The 16,946-nt window shown below is 26.5% G+C and carries 15 protein-coding genes; 2 read left to right on the top strand and 13 right to left on the bottom strand.

Annotated elements, in window-relative coordinates:
* Positions 1-56: 56 nt before the first annotated feature.
* Genes JV175_RS03335 through JV175_RS03305 form a run of 7 tightly spaced genes read right to left on the bottom strand, consistent with a single transcriptional unit; the run spans position 57 to position 9,201 of the window.
* Positions 57-1,037, bottom strand: a complete 981-nt coding sequence (locus tag JV175_RS03335; RefSeq protein WP_205499566.1) for a hypothetical protein — start codon at positions 1,035-1,037, stop codon at positions 57-59.
* Positions 1,030-1,959, bottom strand: coding sequence for a DnaD domain protein (locus JV175_RS03330; RefSeq protein ID WP_205499565.1), 930 nt, complete (start codon positions 1,957-1,959; stop codon positions 1,030-1,032). Before JV175_RS03330 ends, JV175_RS03335 begins: the two co-directional genes overlap by 8 nt.
* A 34-nt stretch (positions 1,960-1,993) precedes the next feature.
* Entirely contained in the window at positions 1,994-2,545 is a 552-nt protein-coding gene (coaE, locus tag JV175_RS03325; RefSeq protein WP_205499564.1) for a dephospho-CoA kinase, read from the bottom strand.
* A complete protein-coding gene (locus tag JV175_RS03320; RefSeq protein ID WP_205499563.1) occupies positions 2,545-3,426 on the bottom strand; it encodes a 5'-3' exonuclease in 882 nt (293 codons plus the stop codon). Before JV175_RS03320 ends, coaE begins: the two co-directional genes overlap by 1 nt.
* Positions 3,419-6,397, bottom strand: a complete 2,979-nt coding sequence (gene dnaE, locus JV175_RS03315; RefSeq protein ID WP_205499562.1) for a DNA polymerase III subunit alpha — start codon at positions 6,395-6,397, stop codon at positions 3,419-3,421. The genes JV175_RS03320 and dnaE overlap by 8 nt, the downstream gene beginning before the upstream one ends.
* A 3-nt stretch (positions 6,398-6,400) precedes the next feature.
* Positions 6,401-7,543 (bottom strand): tRNA uracil 4-sulfurtransferase ThiI, encoded by a 1,143-nt coding sequence (gene thiI / locus JV175_RS03310; RefSeq protein ID WP_205499561.1) that lies wholly within the window; start codon positions 7,541-7,543, stop codon positions 6,401-6,403.
* The gene (locus JV175_RS03305; protein ID WP_205499560.1) at positions 7,543-9,201 is read right to left on the bottom strand and encodes a hypothetical protein; all 1,659 of its coding nucleotides are present in this window, start codon (positions 9,199-9,201) and stop codon (positions 7,543-7,545) included. The genes thiI and JV175_RS03305 overlap by 1 nt, the downstream gene beginning before the upstream one ends.
* Positions 9,202-9,447: 246 nt before the next feature.
* On the opposite strand from JV175_RS03305, the gene rpsD reads away from it, so the two are divergent.
* The gene (gene rpsD, locus JV175_RS03300) at positions 9,448-10,047 is read left to right on the top strand and encodes a 30S ribosomal protein S4 (protein WP_205499559.1); all 600 of its coding nucleotides are present in this window, start codon (positions 9,448-9,450) and stop codon (positions 10,045-10,047) included.
* Positions 10,048-10,140: 93 nt separating this feature from the next.
* On the opposite strand, the gene JV175_RS03295 is transcribed toward rpsD, so the two are convergent.
* The 4 genes from JV175_RS03295 to proS all read right to left on the bottom strand — a co-directional run bounded on the left by JV175_RS03295 (position 10,141) and on the right by proS (position 13,581).
* On the bottom strand, positions 10,141-10,866 hold the full coding sequence (locus JV175_RS03295) for a hypothetical protein (RefSeq protein WP_205499558.1): 726 nt from the start codon (positions 10,864-10,866) through the stop codon (positions 10,141-10,143).
* A 76-nt stretch (positions 10,867-10,942) separates the two neighbouring features.
* A complete protein-coding gene (locus JV175_RS03290; protein ID WP_205499557.1) occupies positions 10,943-11,731 on the bottom strand; it encodes a Cof-type HAD-IIB family hydrolase in 789 nt (262 codons plus the stop codon).
* Position 11,732: 1 nt separating this feature from the next.
* Positions 11,733-12,032, bottom strand: a complete 300-nt coding sequence (locus JV175_RS03285; protein WP_205499556.1) for a thioredoxin family protein — start codon at positions 12,030-12,032, stop codon at positions 11,733-11,735.
* Between the two features lie 109 nt (positions 12,033-12,141).
* Positions 12,142-13,581 carry a proline--tRNA ligase gene (gene proS / locus JV175_RS04455; RefSeq protein ID WP_205499555.1) on the bottom strand — a complete coding sequence of 480 codons (1,440 nt, stop codon included), beginning with the start codon at positions 13,579-13,581 and terminating at the stop codon, positions 12,142-12,144.
* Positions 13,582-13,680: 99 nt separating this feature from the next.
* Here proS and JV175_RS03275 point away from each other — a divergent pair, with 99 nt between their 5' ends.
* Positions 13,681-13,998: a carboxymuconolactone decarboxylase family protein gene (locus JV175_RS03275; protein WP_205499554.1), complete on the top strand. Its 318-nt coding sequence runs from the start codon at positions 13,681-13,683 to the stop codon at positions 13,996-13,998.
* A gap of 113 nt (positions 13,999-14,111) precedes the next feature.
* On the opposite strand, the gene JV175_RS03270 is transcribed toward JV175_RS03275, so the two are convergent.
* Complete coding sequence (locus tag JV175_RS03270; RefSeq protein WP_205499553.1) at positions 14,112-15,533, bottom strand: phosphotransferase; 1,422 nt, start codon at positions 15,531-15,533, stop codon at positions 14,112-14,114.
* A 215-nt stretch (positions 15,534-15,748) separates the two neighbouring features.
* A complete protein-coding gene (locus JV175_RS03265; RefSeq protein WP_205499552.1) occupies positions 15,749-16,933 on the bottom strand; it encodes an acetate/propionate family kinase in 1,185 nt (394 codons plus the stop codon).
* Positions 16,934-16,946: the final 13 nt, after the last annotated feature.

The following is a 16,946-nucleotide window of genomic DNA, read 5'->3' as shown; positions in this document are numbered from 1 at the left end:
TTTTTAAAATAAAATGTATATTAAATTATATAAAAAAATAGCCTCAAAAAAAAGTGCTATTTTTGTGGAACATTATTTTTCTTGGTCGAAAATATTTTGACAAAATTGTAATTGTCACGAAGAATTTTGCGAACATTACCTTCAATTTTTTTATTATTTATATTGTCTTGTTCATTTCTTGAAAAAATTAGTTGTGAACTATAGTGACTATATAAATTAGAACTTGATGAAATTAGAGTTCTCTTTCTAAAACGAAGACGATTTTGTAAAATGTTTATAATGTAATTTTGAATATATCAATCTGGTTTCAGACTACCACCAAAATCAATAAAAAATAGATTATCAACTTCTATTAAAAGTCTAATAACATCATTGTTGTTTTGAGAATATTGATTATTTAAAAGGAATGAACCTAAAATATTGTAATCAATGATTGCTACTGATTCACCTCTTGAGGTTAATTGAATTGATAAAAATTTAAAATAAGATGAAACTTTAAAAACTTCATTTGTATAGAAGAAGTAGTTAGAAATAATTGCTTCAGTTTTAATTTCTTTATGAATTTGAGCCAACAGACCGTTTTTTGAATCTCCCCCTTGTTGATCTCATTCTAAAACCATAATAGCATCTTTTTTTATTAATTCACGATTGTGTTTCGACACTTTATCATCAAAAGAAAAAGTTTCTTCTAAATCTTTGTCTAATGAATTAATGCTTGTTAATCAATAACATGACAAGGCTTTTTGTTTAATATATCAACTATCTCCACTTCAATCGATATCTAAAAAACCTGAACCATTAATAAATAATTTTCATTTTGGTTTAGTTTTGTTTATTTCAATAAAATTTTTGTATTTAAGTAATAAATGCAATCCGCTATTAATTTGATCATCTGTTAAGTTTAAGGTTGAAACAACTTCTTGCACATCTTCTGAGGCAAGAATGCGGCTTTTTACTTCGTTTCTTTTAATGGTTTTTTCAGGATTTGCAATTAATTTTTCCAGTTGTAAATCACTATCCACTTCAAAATTAGACATCTCAGTCCTCTATTCCGTATTTTTTGAAAATATCTTCAGGTTCTTCTGTCTTTATTTTAAATTCCGGTGTTGTTGTTGAAAAACCACCTAATCCTTCATTTAATGTCTTCTTAATTGACAATGAAGATTCAAGTTCACGTTTAATAGCTTCTGGATTTGTAATTTTTCTCATTTTATAATCCATTGCAATTTTTTCAATATAGGCAACAACAATTTGATTATTTTTTTGTCATGAAAAATTAATAAATAAATTAATTGAATAGTTATTAAATCCCATACTTAGTAAATCATTAATCATTTTTAGTTGTGAAGGCGAAATTGAACGGTTTGTTAACGATTCACAGTAATCAGTTGGTGTTGCAATTTTAATCAATTCTTCAATACTAGTAACTGTCATATTAACTGTATTTTCGTAATTAATACGATTTAACTCGCTGGTGCTAATATTGCTTTCTTCAAAAATATCAAAGAAATTTTTTGAAAGATTTTTATATTGTGATTTGTCAAATTGGTAAAAATCGCTTCTGTGTTGAATTTTGTTATATCTTTCTTCACCAATTTTTTCAATCAAATGTTTACTTAGTAAACTTTGTGAAAAGTTTTTAATATCCATTGGTTTTTTAATTTGAATTAAGCCAGCATCATACAAATCGGCTTCATAATATTGGATTAAGCCAACAGCTTCAAGTTTTTCTTTTGCTAAATTAAAATCATTTTGATTGATATTTAAAGTGTTAATAAAATCAGATATTTTATATTTATATCTTTTGTCATTAATATTTAAATCATATTCATCCAAAAGAGCAAAAAATAAACTTGATGCTGTAGCACCGATAATCGGAGAATATAGAGTTCTTACATTTTTAAAATCAGAATTATCAATAACAATATTTTTTTCTATATAAAAACTACTATAGTTCATACCGACCCCTTAACGTTTTTTTGATGTTAATATTTTAAGAAGCAGTGAAGAAAATTTCAAATATTTTTTTTAAAAATTTTTTTGTTGTCACTTTTGTACACCAAATATTGACAACTTTGTCATTAAAAAAGCCCTTATTTAATGTATCAATTACATTTTTTTCTAAGTTATTTACATTTCTCTTTTTTAAATTTTTTAGACGAATTTTTTCGCTTGTTTCAATTCTTATAATTTTGTTAAAAAGTGGCACAAAATTACCATTAGAAGTATAAATGTTAGGCACTTCAGCAAAATCATAATGGTGATTTTTTAAATGATCTTCAATAATTGGATAAATAATTTTTTCCAATTTATCCACAAAGTTATAATCCTGAATAATACTATCACGCAGTGCTTTTTTATCTACTTCGTACTCATTTACGTATTGGTCACCTAAAATTTCTTGTATTTTTTTATAACCTATACTTCCTTTTTTATATATATTTTTTACGTAATTATCTGCAATGAAAGTTTTAAAACCCCTTGCTTCTAAAATGTTCAAAAGGGTTGTTTTTCCAACACCACTTTTTCCAATAATCGCTATCATTAGTTCGCCTCAAACTCTTTTAATTTTGATTTTATTTGTTTTAATTCTAGTTCTTCAAGCATCTTTTCTGCTTTTGAACCAATAATAATATTTAACTTCTTGTTAAGATAGTCTTCCTGATTTAAAGGAACATCGTATCTAAGTTGTGCTAAATATTTATTTCTCAGCACTTCTTCCTTATATTCAAGAAATTTTTGTTGATATTTTTTGTCTAATTTTTCAAAGTTATTAAAAATTGATTCTAAAGAACCAAATTCTTCAATTAATTTAATTGCTGTTTTAGGTCCAACACCTTTAATGCCTTTAAAGTTATCAGAAGCATCTCCCATTAACGCTTTAATGTCAACAACATTGTGAGGATGGAAACCATATACTTCATAAAAATTATTTTGATTAAGAACAAAAAGATTTTTATTCTTTGGTTTTAAAATTGCTACTCGGTTATTAATCAATTGATTTAAATCTTGATCAGCTGAAAAAAGCAATACATAATTATCATCTTGAAATTTTTTAGTCAAAGTAGCAACAATATCATCAGCTTCGTAGCCTGGTTTTTCAAGCATTGGAATATTAAGTAGTTGTAGTAAATCTTTTATTTGTACTAATTGAATATAAAAATCTTCCGGTGCCTTTGCGCGCTGAGCTTTATAATCTTGATACATGTCGTGACGAAAAGTTTTTGCATTTGCATCAAAACAAAAGTAGACACTATCAGGAGAATAATTTCTTAATAATTTAAAAAACGTATTAAAGAACCCAACTATGGCATTAGTTTTCATTCCTGTTGAAGTTTCTAGCTTTTGATTCGAATATAAAGTACCGTAATATGATTTAAAAACTAAATAAGTTCCGTCAATAATGAGAATTTTTTGATTATTCATTAATTTCCTTTCAATTGCTGATTTTTCAATCACCACGTTGAGTTTTTAATATGTCAACTCAAATCATTTTGCCAGCATAATCTTTAATATCTGAAGTTGAGTCTCAAACAAAACAATCAATTGTTGCACTTGAGTCACTTAAAGTCACAATAATGAATTGTTTGTTAGTTTTTGATATTCGATTTTTAGTTTCATTAACATAAACTGCAATCCGGTGCTGTGTACCTTCATGAATATCGATTAAACGGTTGTTAGGACTTTCATATTTTTTAGTTTTTGAAATATTGTAACAACGACCTAAATAATTTATTTCATTAATTGACTCTTGATCAAAATCTTGAAGAAATTTATGGGTTTGCACATTTCAGTTGACTTTATCTCAGTAAATTGTCTTTGTTTTTGAATCAAAAGCATTAAGTATTTCGAACTTAAATTCTGTTGAATTTTCAAGGTTTTTAATGATGTTTGTTTGTGTATCAAATTCTCTTAGAATACTTGCATTGACTAACATCTTAATTTTTTCATCTCCTAAGCCAGCTGATTTTAATCTCAATATTGCTTCTAAAAGATTTTTATAAGGCCCATTTTTTTGTTTTTCATTAATGATTTGTGATTCAGTAACTTTACCTAGCCCTTTAACCATACCGAAAGGTAAATAAATTTTATTGTTTTTAATCACTGAAATATCCATACTATCGTTAAGTGATGGAGAAAAAATTTCAATTCCTAATTCTTGAGCTTCAAGACAGTATTTATTTAAAGTTTCCAATGAATTAATACTTGATGAAATAATCGCTGAGTAAAATTGCAGTGGATAATGAGCCTTTAAATATGCCATGCGATATGTTATCAATGCATAAGATACTGCATGTGATTTATTAAATCCATAACCAGCAAATTTTTCAATATTTTCAAAAACACCTAATGCAAATTCTTCATCATAACCATTAGCAATTGCTTTTTGTACAAACACCACTTTAAATTTTTCAAATTCTTCAATTTTTTTCTTACTAATTGCTCTTCTTAATAAATCAGCTTCAGCATAGTCCATTTTTGAAATTCTTTGTACTAATTTTAAAATTTGTTCTTGGTAAACCATAATTCCATAAGTATCTTTAGTAACCTCATCAAAGACTTCATTCACCACTGGAATTGATTCTTGTTTGTTTTTTCTTTTTGCATATGTTGAAATATGTTCCATTGTTCCTGGTCTAAAAAGAGAAATAATGGCAACAATATCATTTAGATCGCTAACTTTAACTTTTAGAAGAGTACTACGCATTCCAGGGCTTTCTAATTGGAAAATTCCAGCTGTTTTTGCCATAGTTAATAAATCAAAAGTTTTTTTATCGTTTAAAGGAATTTTTTCAATATCAAAATCTGGTTTGATTTTTCAAACCTCACTTAATATCTCATTAATTATTGTTAATGTTCTTAAACCTAATATATCGATTTTTAATAATCCAAAGGTTTCAAGATAATCCATTGATAACTGAGTTTGTAAGTGATTCACTGAGTTTATCATAACTGGCACTTTGTCAATAATTTTGTTTTGGCTTATAACGATACCAGCGGCATGTGTCCCACTTTGACGATAGAAACCTTGAATTTGACAAGCTTCATTAAAAGCTTCCATTAAATCGTTGTTTCCTGTTTCGTGATTGCTATATTTTAATAGTTCATTTTTAAAAGAAAAACTTTTTTCATAAGCTTCTTCAAGGTTTTCTACATTGTTTGGAATTTTCTTGGCAAGTGAGTCAATTACTGGATTAGGAATTTCAAAACTTCTTGCAGCATCGCGCATTGCTGATTTAGTACCTAATGTTGAAAATGTTACAATAGTAGCAACGTTTTCAATACCATATTTTTCAGTTAGATATTCAATCATTAAATGTCTTTTATCATCTTGAATGTCAATATCAATATCTGGCATTGTTACCCGTTTTGGGTTCAAAAATCTTTCAAAAAGTAATCCATATTCAATTGGATCTATTTGAGTAATATCCATTAAATATGAAATTAAAGAACCAGCTGCTGACCCTCTTCCCGGACCTGTTGAAATATTATTTTTCTTAGCTCATTTAATAAAGTCTCAAATAATTAAAAAATAATCTTCAAATCCTAAGCTTGTTATAACGTTAAGTTCATATTTAACTCTTTGAATATATTCTTCACGATTATGGGTTATATGTTTTAGTTTTCAATTAATGTTTTCAAGAACAATCTTTTTTAAATACTCAACACTACTGATATTATCAGGATTTGGATAGACAGGCATTTTAAATTTAGATTGTTCAATATTAATAACTAACTGTTTAGCTAGATTGTTGGTTTTATCAATTAATTGAATTAATTTAGGATCATCGGTCTCAATATCAGACATTATTGAAGTATTGAAGTTTTTAACTGTTTGTTGTGTTTTAATTCAATTTAAAGTGTCTAATGTTTTGTTTTCTAGAATATCAAAAATTCTATTTTCATTAACTAATAAAAAGTTGGCTTCATCAAGATTTAAATTCTTGTCTTCATAAGTTCTCAAATCAATACCAACATAAAAATTACTTGCATTGCTCAAAAATTTTTTATATTTTTTAAAATACCCTTTAGTTGGATGATCAATTAAAACAATATCCGGAATATTTTCAAGCTGACTAAATTCAATTTTGTCACCTTGAAATTGTTTAAAATTTAACTTAAAAATTTCTTTTAAACCTGAGTTATTTTTAGCTAATAAAATTACTCTAAAGTCAGTATCATCATGATAAGCATCGATGTCAATACCATAAATTGTTTTAATATTTTTTGCTCTAGCTTTTATACAAAAAGAAGCATAACTTAACATGTTATTATGTTCAGTAATTGTTAAATACTCAATTGAGTTTTTTTGTGCTCAATTGAGTAAGTTATCAAGTTCAATAGTGGATTCTAGAAAAGAAAATGTTGTATTGGTATGTAAATTAATTAGTTTCATAAATTATTTATTTTCAAATTTAAAGATTTGGACATTGTCAACAGCTTCTTGTTCTAGTTCTAAAAGACGTTGTAAATCAAACTCGGCTTTCATAACATCGTCTAATTTTGGTTTTGTGACTGGATCTTTAGGAGCAAATAATTCACATGTTTCACAAGCTTTAACATTAGAAATTTCTAGTGTTCCAATTTCTTCTGCAATACGAATTGTTTCTATCTTATCATAACAAAGTACAGGTCTAAAAATTGGTAAATTTGTAACCTGTTGAATAACGTTAATGCTTTCTAGTGTTTGTGAAGCAACTTGTGCAATATTTTCACCATTTGATAAGGCTAGATAGTGATATTTTTCAGCAAGTTTTTGTGCAATACGATAAAAACTTCTGCGCATTAATGTTATTTTGTATCTTTGTGAACTTGTTAAAGCTAGATAATTCATAATTTTTGTATAGTTAACTTGGAATAATGTTGATTTCGTTTGGTATTTTGTTAGTAGTTTAACAATGTCTTCAATTTTTTTAGTTGTCATATCATCAGTATGTGGTGGAGTAATGAAGTTTAAATAATCAACAACTAAACCTCTTTTTTGCATTAGATTAGCAGCTACTGGTGAGTCTATTCCCCCACTAATCAAATGCAATGTTTTACCAGTAATTCCAACAGGCATTCCACCTCTTGTATAAATAACGTCAGTAAATACAAAACATTTGTCGTTTCTAATTTCTAAATAAACAACAAGATCAGGATTTTTCATAATTACTTGTTTATTTTCAAATTTAGATAAGATAAAACCACCCATTTTTTGATTCATTTCTGATGAAGTTAATGGGAAATTTTTGTTTGATCTTTTTGTGTCAACACGAAATGTTTTAAATTCTTTATCTTTTATTAGTTCTAAAATTTGATTTTCAATAGCTTCCATCTCTGCTTGAACTTCATAAATTATTGAATAACTCGAAAGACCAAAAATATATTTTAAATTTTCAATATTTTCTTCGCTATATTCAAGATATCCACGGTCAAAAGTGGTTATAACTTCACCAGTCATTTTTTGTGCTAAATTGTCATGTAATTTTTTAATAAATGTATCACGATTTTTCCCTTTTAGTGTGAGTTCTCCGTATCTTAATAAGATTTTTTTGTTCATTAGTTTTCTCCTGTTTCTATATATTCTTTTAAAAGTCTTAATGTTTTTACATAATTAGCTGAATTATTTTCATATTGCATATGTTCTAATACTGCTGATAATTTAGGTTCTTTAAGACGATATGAATTAAAATATTGCGACGACACACGATATGTTTTATTTGCATCAATCTTAATTCCAACGGTATTTTTTAAAATTTCGATTAATAATTCTAAATCATTTAATTTTTCGTTAAGTTCTTCATATTTAAAATTTTGCGTGTTAATATTTTTCACGATAATATTTCTAAGTATAAATATTTTTTCAATAAACTTTTCTTCATTTGGACTGATGATAATATCAAAAATTGAAACGTTGTATTTGATATCAAAAAGAGTTTTTTCCAAACTTTGAAATTTATCAAATAATTTATTTAGTGGGTTTAATTCTTCATTGATTTTTTTAATAAGCAAAAATGATGAAGACATATTTTTAATTAATGTGTTTAATGTGTTTAATTTATGTGTATAACTAAAATCATTATTTATTTCAATGCTCTTAAGTTCGTTAAAATAATTTTTCTTAGTTAAATTTTTAAGATTATCAAACATTTTCTTCGCTTTATTACTTGCAGTATTTTGATATATTTTTCAATCTTTTTCTAATTGGAATATTCTATTATTTAAAGTAATAATCTTACTTTCTAAATCAAATTTTATTAAATTAAAATTTTCAAAATAATAGAAAGCTGATTCTTCTTTTTTAAATATGTTTGTAATGTTAATCATTTTTTCAAATGTTTTTGAAATAAGATTATCAATCTTTACCCGGTTTTCATAATAATTATTTAATTCAAAAAGTTTTTTTATTTCGTTAATATTTTGTTTAATTTCAAAAAACAATTCTTTTAAATTTTGTTCGATAATAACGTTTTTGTAAAGGGAAGCCTTTTTCGAAATTTTTGTATTTTGTGTTACGAAAAATGTTTCAAATTTTTTAAGAACGAAGTCTAAAGAATTTACACCTCGAGACATTGTTATTGCAATTTTTAAAATTATTTTGTTAAGTGTAAACAACTTAATGTTGTTTTGTTTTTGAACATCATTTAAATGTGAATCATTACTAAAATATGACACAGATTCTACTCATTCTTTAACATTTTTCCGAATTTCATCAGCAAAAAATTCATAACGTTTTCTTTCATTATCAAAAGTGCCTTTTAATTCATTAAAAAAGTAAACATGTTTTTGATAATGAGATAATATCACATCAGGTTTTTCTGTGTGTTTATTACTGAATTTAAGAATCTTTTTAATAATTTTATTAGTAACACGGATTTCTTTTTTTATTTCTTTAATATCTTGATAAATTTTTCAGAAATTTTTAATTCTTACTTTTAGAATTTTTTTAAAGTTATAAGCAATGGTATATCTTAATTTGTCAGTCTTAAAGTTTATTGTGTTTTTCTTTTGCTCAATTTGAGAAAACATTTCTAAAAATGTTTCAAATATCTTTTGATAGTTTTGTGAGCTTTTTGAAAATAGTTCTAATTTTTCGCTTATTGATGATATTTCTTGAAATTTTTTTTCAATAATGTTTCTTTTTTTAATTATTGATTCCAATGCATATGTTTTAAAATAGTTGTAAATAAAAATAACCACTGAAAAAAGCAGTAGCATAAAAATAATAACTAATACAAAAATTAATACATAAAACATTACTATAAATTTTACAACATATATTATTATTAATTGATTTTTAGCTAAAATGATATACAATATATAAAGCAATGACACAGCAGTAAAACATTTATATGTTTTTTTGAATTCAACCAGATTTGAAAGTAAGAAAGCTGTACACCGAAATCATTAAAAACAAAAAAAATACAAAGAGTTTTACATGTCCTTGCAAGAAAGGAATATATTATGTCTCGTTTCAGAGGTTCAATTTTTAAAAAATCACGTCGTTATGGAATTTCTTTATTAGAAAACGGTAAAGAATTTGCAAAAGGAAAAGGACGTACATACGCTCCTGGTCAACACGGACAAAAACGTGTTAAATTAACAGACTATGGACTACACTTATACGAAAAACAAAAAGTTCGTTACATCTATGGTGTAAATGAAAGACAATTTGCAAACACATTCAAAAAAGCTTCTAAAAAAGCTGGGGTTACAGGTACAAACTTCCTACAAACTTTAGAATCAAGATTAGACAACGTTGTTTACCGTGCAGGATTTGCTAAAACAAGAAGACAAGCTCGTCAATTAGTAAATCACGGACACTTTACAATGGATGGACACAAAGCTGACATTCCTTCAATGTTAGTTTCAGTTGGATCAGTTATTGAATTAAAAGAAAAATCAAGAAACAACTCAGAAATCTTAGCAGCTATGAATGATAGAGCAGTTGCCGAATGAATTAAAAGAGAAGCATTTAGCGCAACATTTACAAGATTACCAGAACGTTCAGAATTAAACCAAGAAATCAATGAATCATTAATCGTTGAGTTCTACAACCGTTAATTCTTTTTCAAAACATTCCATTATTGGAATGTTTTTTATTTTGTTTTTTATAAAAAAATAAGAACATAACATTTGTTACATTCTTATAAAAACTTAAAAATAGTTAATTGTTTTAATAGGGTTATCCTTATAATCATTATCTCTAAACTTTATAGTTTCTTTAGGTGTATGACTTTTTAATCATTTTGCTGTTGCAAATAAATCTGATCTATACATTTCTGTGTCTTTTGTTCCGGTACCATCCAATAAAATAATTTTATGATTTGAACATGTAGATTTTAATTTGGGTACTATTAGATATACAAATTGTCTTTTGTCATCATATTCTTTAATATCTGTTGTATCAAATTTATAGCTAAAGATAGATATTGTATCAAAATATCCGTATACAATATCATCCTTTATATAAATACCTGTAATATCTTTCATATAATTTGGGTATCTTTTGTTAGCAAAATCAATCAATATGTCATATTTTTTTAAAAAATCAGCATCAAATTTATTCAGATTATTAAATTCTTTCATTCATTTTTCAGGATCTTTTAAATAATATCAAAATATATCTGTAAAGTAATATTCCAATTCTTCTGTATCTGTAATTAACCGAGTTTGAATGTTTCGGAAATTAGCTTGGTATGGATTTATAAAATCAGCATACTTGTCGATTTTAAACATTTGAGAGTGAGTGGGGATTTTATCATCTGTTAAATCAATTATTTTGGTTGTAACACATGAAAAAGCCACCAATGGTGTAGATACTAAAACTGCAGGTAATAATTTCTTTAACCTTTCTTCTCTTAATATACGCCCAAAAAACAATTTTTCTTAAAAATAGGCTAAAAAAATAAAAAGAGTAACCTTTTTGAGGTTACACTTATTATTCTTAGAATGAAATTTATTTTAGGATTTTGTCAAGAGTTCTTGCAACTCCTGACTTTTTGTAATTAAAACCAACATATATCGCCATATTTTTTAATTCTTGCGAAGCATTTTTCATCGCAATAACTCCACCTTGATAATAAACTGCAGTAGAATCGTTCATACTGTCACCAATATGATATGTTTTCATTGGATCAATATTTTTTAATGAACAAATGAAAGCATTAGCATTACCTTTACTTGCATTTTTATCATTAATTTCTAGTGCTTTGTTATTCCCTGTCATTAAAACATTAATATTTATTTCTAACTCTAAAAGTTCTGACTGAATTTTTTGTAATTTTCTTTTTGAAAATGAAAAAATTAAAATTTTAGTAACATCACTATAATTTTGAATTTTGCTTGGTGAAGAAATAATATATTCATTTTTAAATAATGGGAACATTTTTGAAATAGTACTATTGCAATAAATTGTTCTGGATGAATTCAAAATAAAAGGAACTTTACGTTTTGCTAAATATTCACAAATATTTTTTACAGTATTTTCCTTAAGGGTATATTTTTTAATTATGTTACCAGTTTTATCAAAAATAATTGCACCATTTTGAGCAATACCGTAGTCTAAACCTAATTCATTAGTTAAATTTACAAGATTTTTACTAAATCCTCTTCCTGTCGAAATAAAACAAGGAATATTTTTATTTAATTCAATAATTGCTTGTTTATTTTCAGCACTAATATACGGTTTTTTATCTACTAATGTACCATCTAAATCAAAAAATAGAGCTTTTGGTTTTATTTGCATACTAAACACCTAAAATTTTTTCTAATTGTGAAGCTGTTGTAAATCCAACTCCGTTTCTTACTTGTGTTCCGTTATCGTAAACGAAGTATGAAGGGATTGAAGTTACTGAGTATTCTCTAGCTAATTGACGGTTTTCATCAACGTCAACTCTGTATACTGTTACTTCTGGGTGTGCTTTTTCGAATTTTTCCACTTCTGGTGCGAACATCACACACATTCCACATCATGTTGCTGAGAAAACAACTAAGCTTTTCCCATTTGAAAAATCTAAGTCTTCTGCGCTTTTTACGTTTTTAATCATTGTAAGCCTCCTTATTTTGTTACTTGATATCTATATTATAATACATTTAAAAAATAAAAAAAGTGCATTTTTACTTAAAAAAACGCGCTTTTTTGTACTTTTTCGTTTTTTAGTATGCTTTTGCAAAGATAACATTACGTTTTGTTTCAGTACCACTGATAACACATTTTGATTTTTTGTTAGTTTTAATTGGATCAACAAAAGGAATACAACGAGCTGTTGCACCTGTTTGTTCTTGAATTCATGCTTCAGCATTTTCATCACCGCAGAAAGGCATTAATACTCATTTACCTTCGTTAATTTTTTGTTTAAAGTCTTCAAAATCATCACAAACAACGATATTATTTATCATTCTTTCATATGCTGAATCATATAAGTTTTTGTGAATGCTATCAAAAAGTTTTTTGAATTCCCTTTTTACTTCACGCCCAAAATTAAAAGTAATTTTTTCTAAAGTATCTCTTCTGACAACAGTAAGAGTTCTTTGTTTAGCTTCATTTGATCCAATCTCAATTCTTAATGGAGTTCCATGAATTTCGCTATTAGCCGCTTTAAATCCTGGCCCTTTATCGCTTGAATCCAAGCTAACACGGAAGTTTTTTTCCAATAATTGTTTTACTTCTTTTGCGAATTTTTTAACTTCTGGGTCTTTGTGTCCAAAAATTTCTAAAATATCAATTTGAACAGGCGCTACTTTAGGAGGAATAATAATTCCACGATCATCACCATGAGCCATAATTAAAGCACCAATTAATCTTGTTGTTACTCCTCAACTTGTTCCATATGCATATTCTCTTTCATTATTTGAATTTTTGAAAGTAATGTTAAATGGTTTAGTAAAGTTTTGTGCAAGATAGTGACTTGTACCAGCTTGAAGTGCACGACCATCTTTCATCATTGCTTCAATTGTATATGTTGAACAAGCACCACTAAATTTTTCACGTGGTGTTTTTTTGCCTTGAATAACAGGTATAGCTAAAAAGTTTTTCAAGAATTTAGCATAGGTTCTTAGCATTAATCTTGTTAGTTTTCTTGCTTCTAAAGCATCATCGTGAATTGTGTGTCCTTCTTGTCATAAGAATTCTGTAGTTCTTAAAAAAGGATTAGTTGTTTTTTCTCATCTAATAACGTTGGCTCATTGATTATAAACTAATGGTAAATCATTGTAACTTTCAACTTCATTTTTGAAAAATTCATTAAATAGAACTTCGCTTGTAGGACGAATATAGTAGTTTTCAGCTAATTTTTTTCCACCAACTTGAGTTACTGTAGCGAGCTCTGGATTAAACCCTTCAACATGTTCTTTTTCACGATTAATTAAACTTTCAGGTATTAATAATGGGAAATAAACGTTTTTTACTCCCAATTTTTTAAATTCGTAATCAAGGTTTTTTTGAATATTTTCTCAAATTCCATATGAAAGCGGTTTAAAAATAATTGATCCACGTGCTTGACCATAAGCAATTAGATCACCATTTTTAATGACATCAAGATATCAACGAGAGAAATCTTCTTTTAATGGAGTAATTTTTTCGATTTTTTTTGACATAAAATTCCTTTTACAATGTACAATTTTTGTGTTATAAGTAATAATAAAATTATATATTATTTATCATTTATAACAATCAAAACCCATAAGGAGGCTAATGTGGAAAAAAAATTAACTAACTATGAAAAACTTTTAAAATCTCACCCTGAATTCGTTCAAGCTTTCGGTAATTTATCAAAAGTTTTATACTCTTCAAATCATCTAGATGCTAAAACTAAAGAATTAGCAGCTGTTGCTTTAGCAACTTCAAAAAGATGTAAACCATGTATGAGAGCACACATTCCTAAAGCATACAAAGAAGGTGCTACAAAAGAACAAATTCTTGAAGCAGCAATGACAGCTGTAGGATTTGGTGGTGGACCAATCTACATGACAATTATTAATGATGTTATGGACATTCTAGAAGAATTAAAATAAAAATATCAAAAAATGCCTTAAGGGTATTTTTTTTATTATCTTTTTGTGTATTTTTAATCTTTAAAAAGTAATAAAAAAATAGCACTATAATGCTATTTTAGATTTGGAAAATATTATTTTAGATATGAAGAATATTTCTTTATATTATCTATATTTAAGCTTAAATCCCAATCATCGTTAATATCTAGTGATCACAATAAAGTATAAAAGTTTACCAAACATTTAATTCGATAATATTCATTAAAATCAACGATGCTATCATACATTTCTATAAATTGTTTTTCTTGTGCATCATCAAAATTTAAATTAGACATTAAATATGCAATATCAAAGTATTTAGAATTTTTACATACATATTCTAGATCAATAAATTTGATCTTATTATCTTTAGTTAAAAGAATATTTGTAATATTTAGGTCATTGTGTGAAACAACTTCTGGTTTTAAATCTTTAAAGTTTTCAATAATTTTAGTTTTTAATTCTTCACTTAAGTCATTTAGAATTGGATGAAATTTGTATTCAAAGAATAGGTGTTCAATTCTTTGCAAAATATTATTGTCAGCAACTTCGATATCTGAATTATGGAAATTTTTAAGTGTCCGAGCAATTAATTCCAGTGTCTGTTCATTTTCAATATTAATTACACGACTATGAACAAAATCTTTTACCAATAAATATTCATCTTCATATAATGTGTTTATTGCAAAGTCATGATTATTAAAAATCTTTTCATCATTTAAATGATTAAATCCTGTGTAATTTTTTTGCTGAATGAATTTATCATTGAAAACAAAAGATTCGTTTGTAAACCCTGTTTCGATTTTTTTCAGTCCTGAAGAATTTTTTAAAAAATCACAATAAGTGTTTTTGTATGAATATTCACGAAATAAATCAGTAACATATTCAAGATCTTCAAATTCTTTTTCAGTTAGACGAAACTCTTTTTTTAGCAGTTTTTTGTCAAATCCGATTTGATACAATGATAAAACATCAAAACCAACATGTGCTTTTCTTACTCATTCTAGATCTAGAAGTTTTACTTGTTTTTTATCATTTATTAAAATGTTTTTTAAAGCTAAATCACCATGAATCACAACATTTCTTTTATCTTGGATTTTTTCAATAATTCTTAGAAATTTAGGATCTGAAATGTCGTATTTATTTCAATTAATCTGATTTACATCAAGTTTTTGTTTATGAAATTGTTTTAATTCTTTAATAACCATCTTTTGAATTTCTTCAGTTAATGGAACTGTTTCAAGTGTTTTACCTTCAAATCATTTTCTTATTAATAAACCTTTTTTGTAGAATAAACAATCTGGGTCTTGTAAATAATACTTTTCTTCTGTATCATGATCTACTAATTTTGAAGAAGGTACTCTTAGTTGTACAAATTTATTACCTTTATATCTTGCTTTGAATGTGTAATTATGAAATCCTTTGTACACAAATTCAATATCTGATAATAAGTTTTTTTTAACCATTTCATCAATCATTTGTTGATACTCAGGTAAAATGTCGTATAAATTTTTCATAGTCTTATTTTACATACTAAAAACAAAAACACCAAAAAACTCACAAAATAATTTTTTTGTTTATAAATTGTCAAATCAAGTTGGTTTTTGAAACTTTATTTTTTAATCTTAATATAAAGTGAAAAACATCTACTCTTTTCTTGTCAAATATTTAAATAAGTTATATAAAAAAACCTCAATTACTATTTGAGTAATTAAGGTTGCATTTTTAATTATTATTTAACCATATCTTTAACATAACGAGCAATAACTAATTCTTCGTTTGTTCTCATTTTATATACTGGTATTGTTGATGCTTTTGATGAAATTACTTTGTAATCGTCATATTTTTCTAAGTTTGCTTTTTCTGAAAGTTTAACTCCGAAATATTTTAGACCTTTAATTACTTCATCTCTAACGATTTCATCGTTTTCACCAATTCCAGCTGTAAATACAATGGCATCGATTGGTTTACCGATTTTGTTAATATATTGAGCGATATAGTCAACAACTTTTGAACAAAATAGATCAACTGCAAATTTTGCTTTTGGGTTTGTATCAGAAACAGCATGTAAGTCACGGATATCGTTTGAAATTCCACTAACTCCTAAAAGTCCTGATTGTTTAACCATCATGTTGAATACTTCATCAATGTCGTGTCCTTCAACTCTTACTAGGTAATCGTTAATTCCGGGATCAACTGCTCCACATCTTGTTCCCATCATTAATCCATCTAAAGAACTAAACCCAACTGAGATATCTAATGATTTAGAATCTTTAACGGCACAAACTGATGAACCTGATCCTAAGTGAGCAATAACGATATTGTTTTTGCTTTTACCTAAAACTTTTTTCATTTTGTCATTAATATAGTCATGACTTAATCCATGGTAACCAAATTTGTAAATGTGGTATTTTTCTGCTCATTCTTGATTAATTGCGAATGTTGAGTTAATTTTTGGAATAGTTACGTGGAATGCTGTATCTTGACAAATAATTTTTTTAACGTTTGGTAATTTGTGTTCAAATGCTGAAACTGCTGAAAGTGTTGCAGGAGCATGTAAAGGAATAAACTTAGCAGCTTCTTCAATACTTTTCTTAACATCTTCATCATAGAATACTGGTGTTAAGTATTTGTGACCTGAAAGAGGTGTTCTAAACCCAATAGCCACAACTTCATCTAATGATTTGATAATTCCGTATCTTACTCAGATTTTTAATAAGTTTTCTACAGCAATTTCGTGATTTGGTAATTCAACTTTGTCTTCAAATTTAGATCCGTTGAATTTTGTAATAATATTTCCACCTTCGATTGTAATTCTTTCACATAATCCACTAGCAACTAATTCTAATTTTGCTTGTGAATAAAATGCTCATTTTAATGAAGATGATCCTGCGTTAACAACTAAGATTTTTTTCATTATCCACCTTTTA

Source organism: [Mycoplasma] gypis (assembly GCF_016924775.1).
GTDB classification, from domain to species: Bacteria; Bacillota_I; Bacilli_A; order Mycoplasmatales; family Metamycoplasmataceae; genus Metamycoplasma; species Metamycoplasma gypis.
The sequence above is the reverse complement of the archived record's forward strand: the minus strand, read 5'-3'. Positions and strand labels throughout refer to the sequence as shown.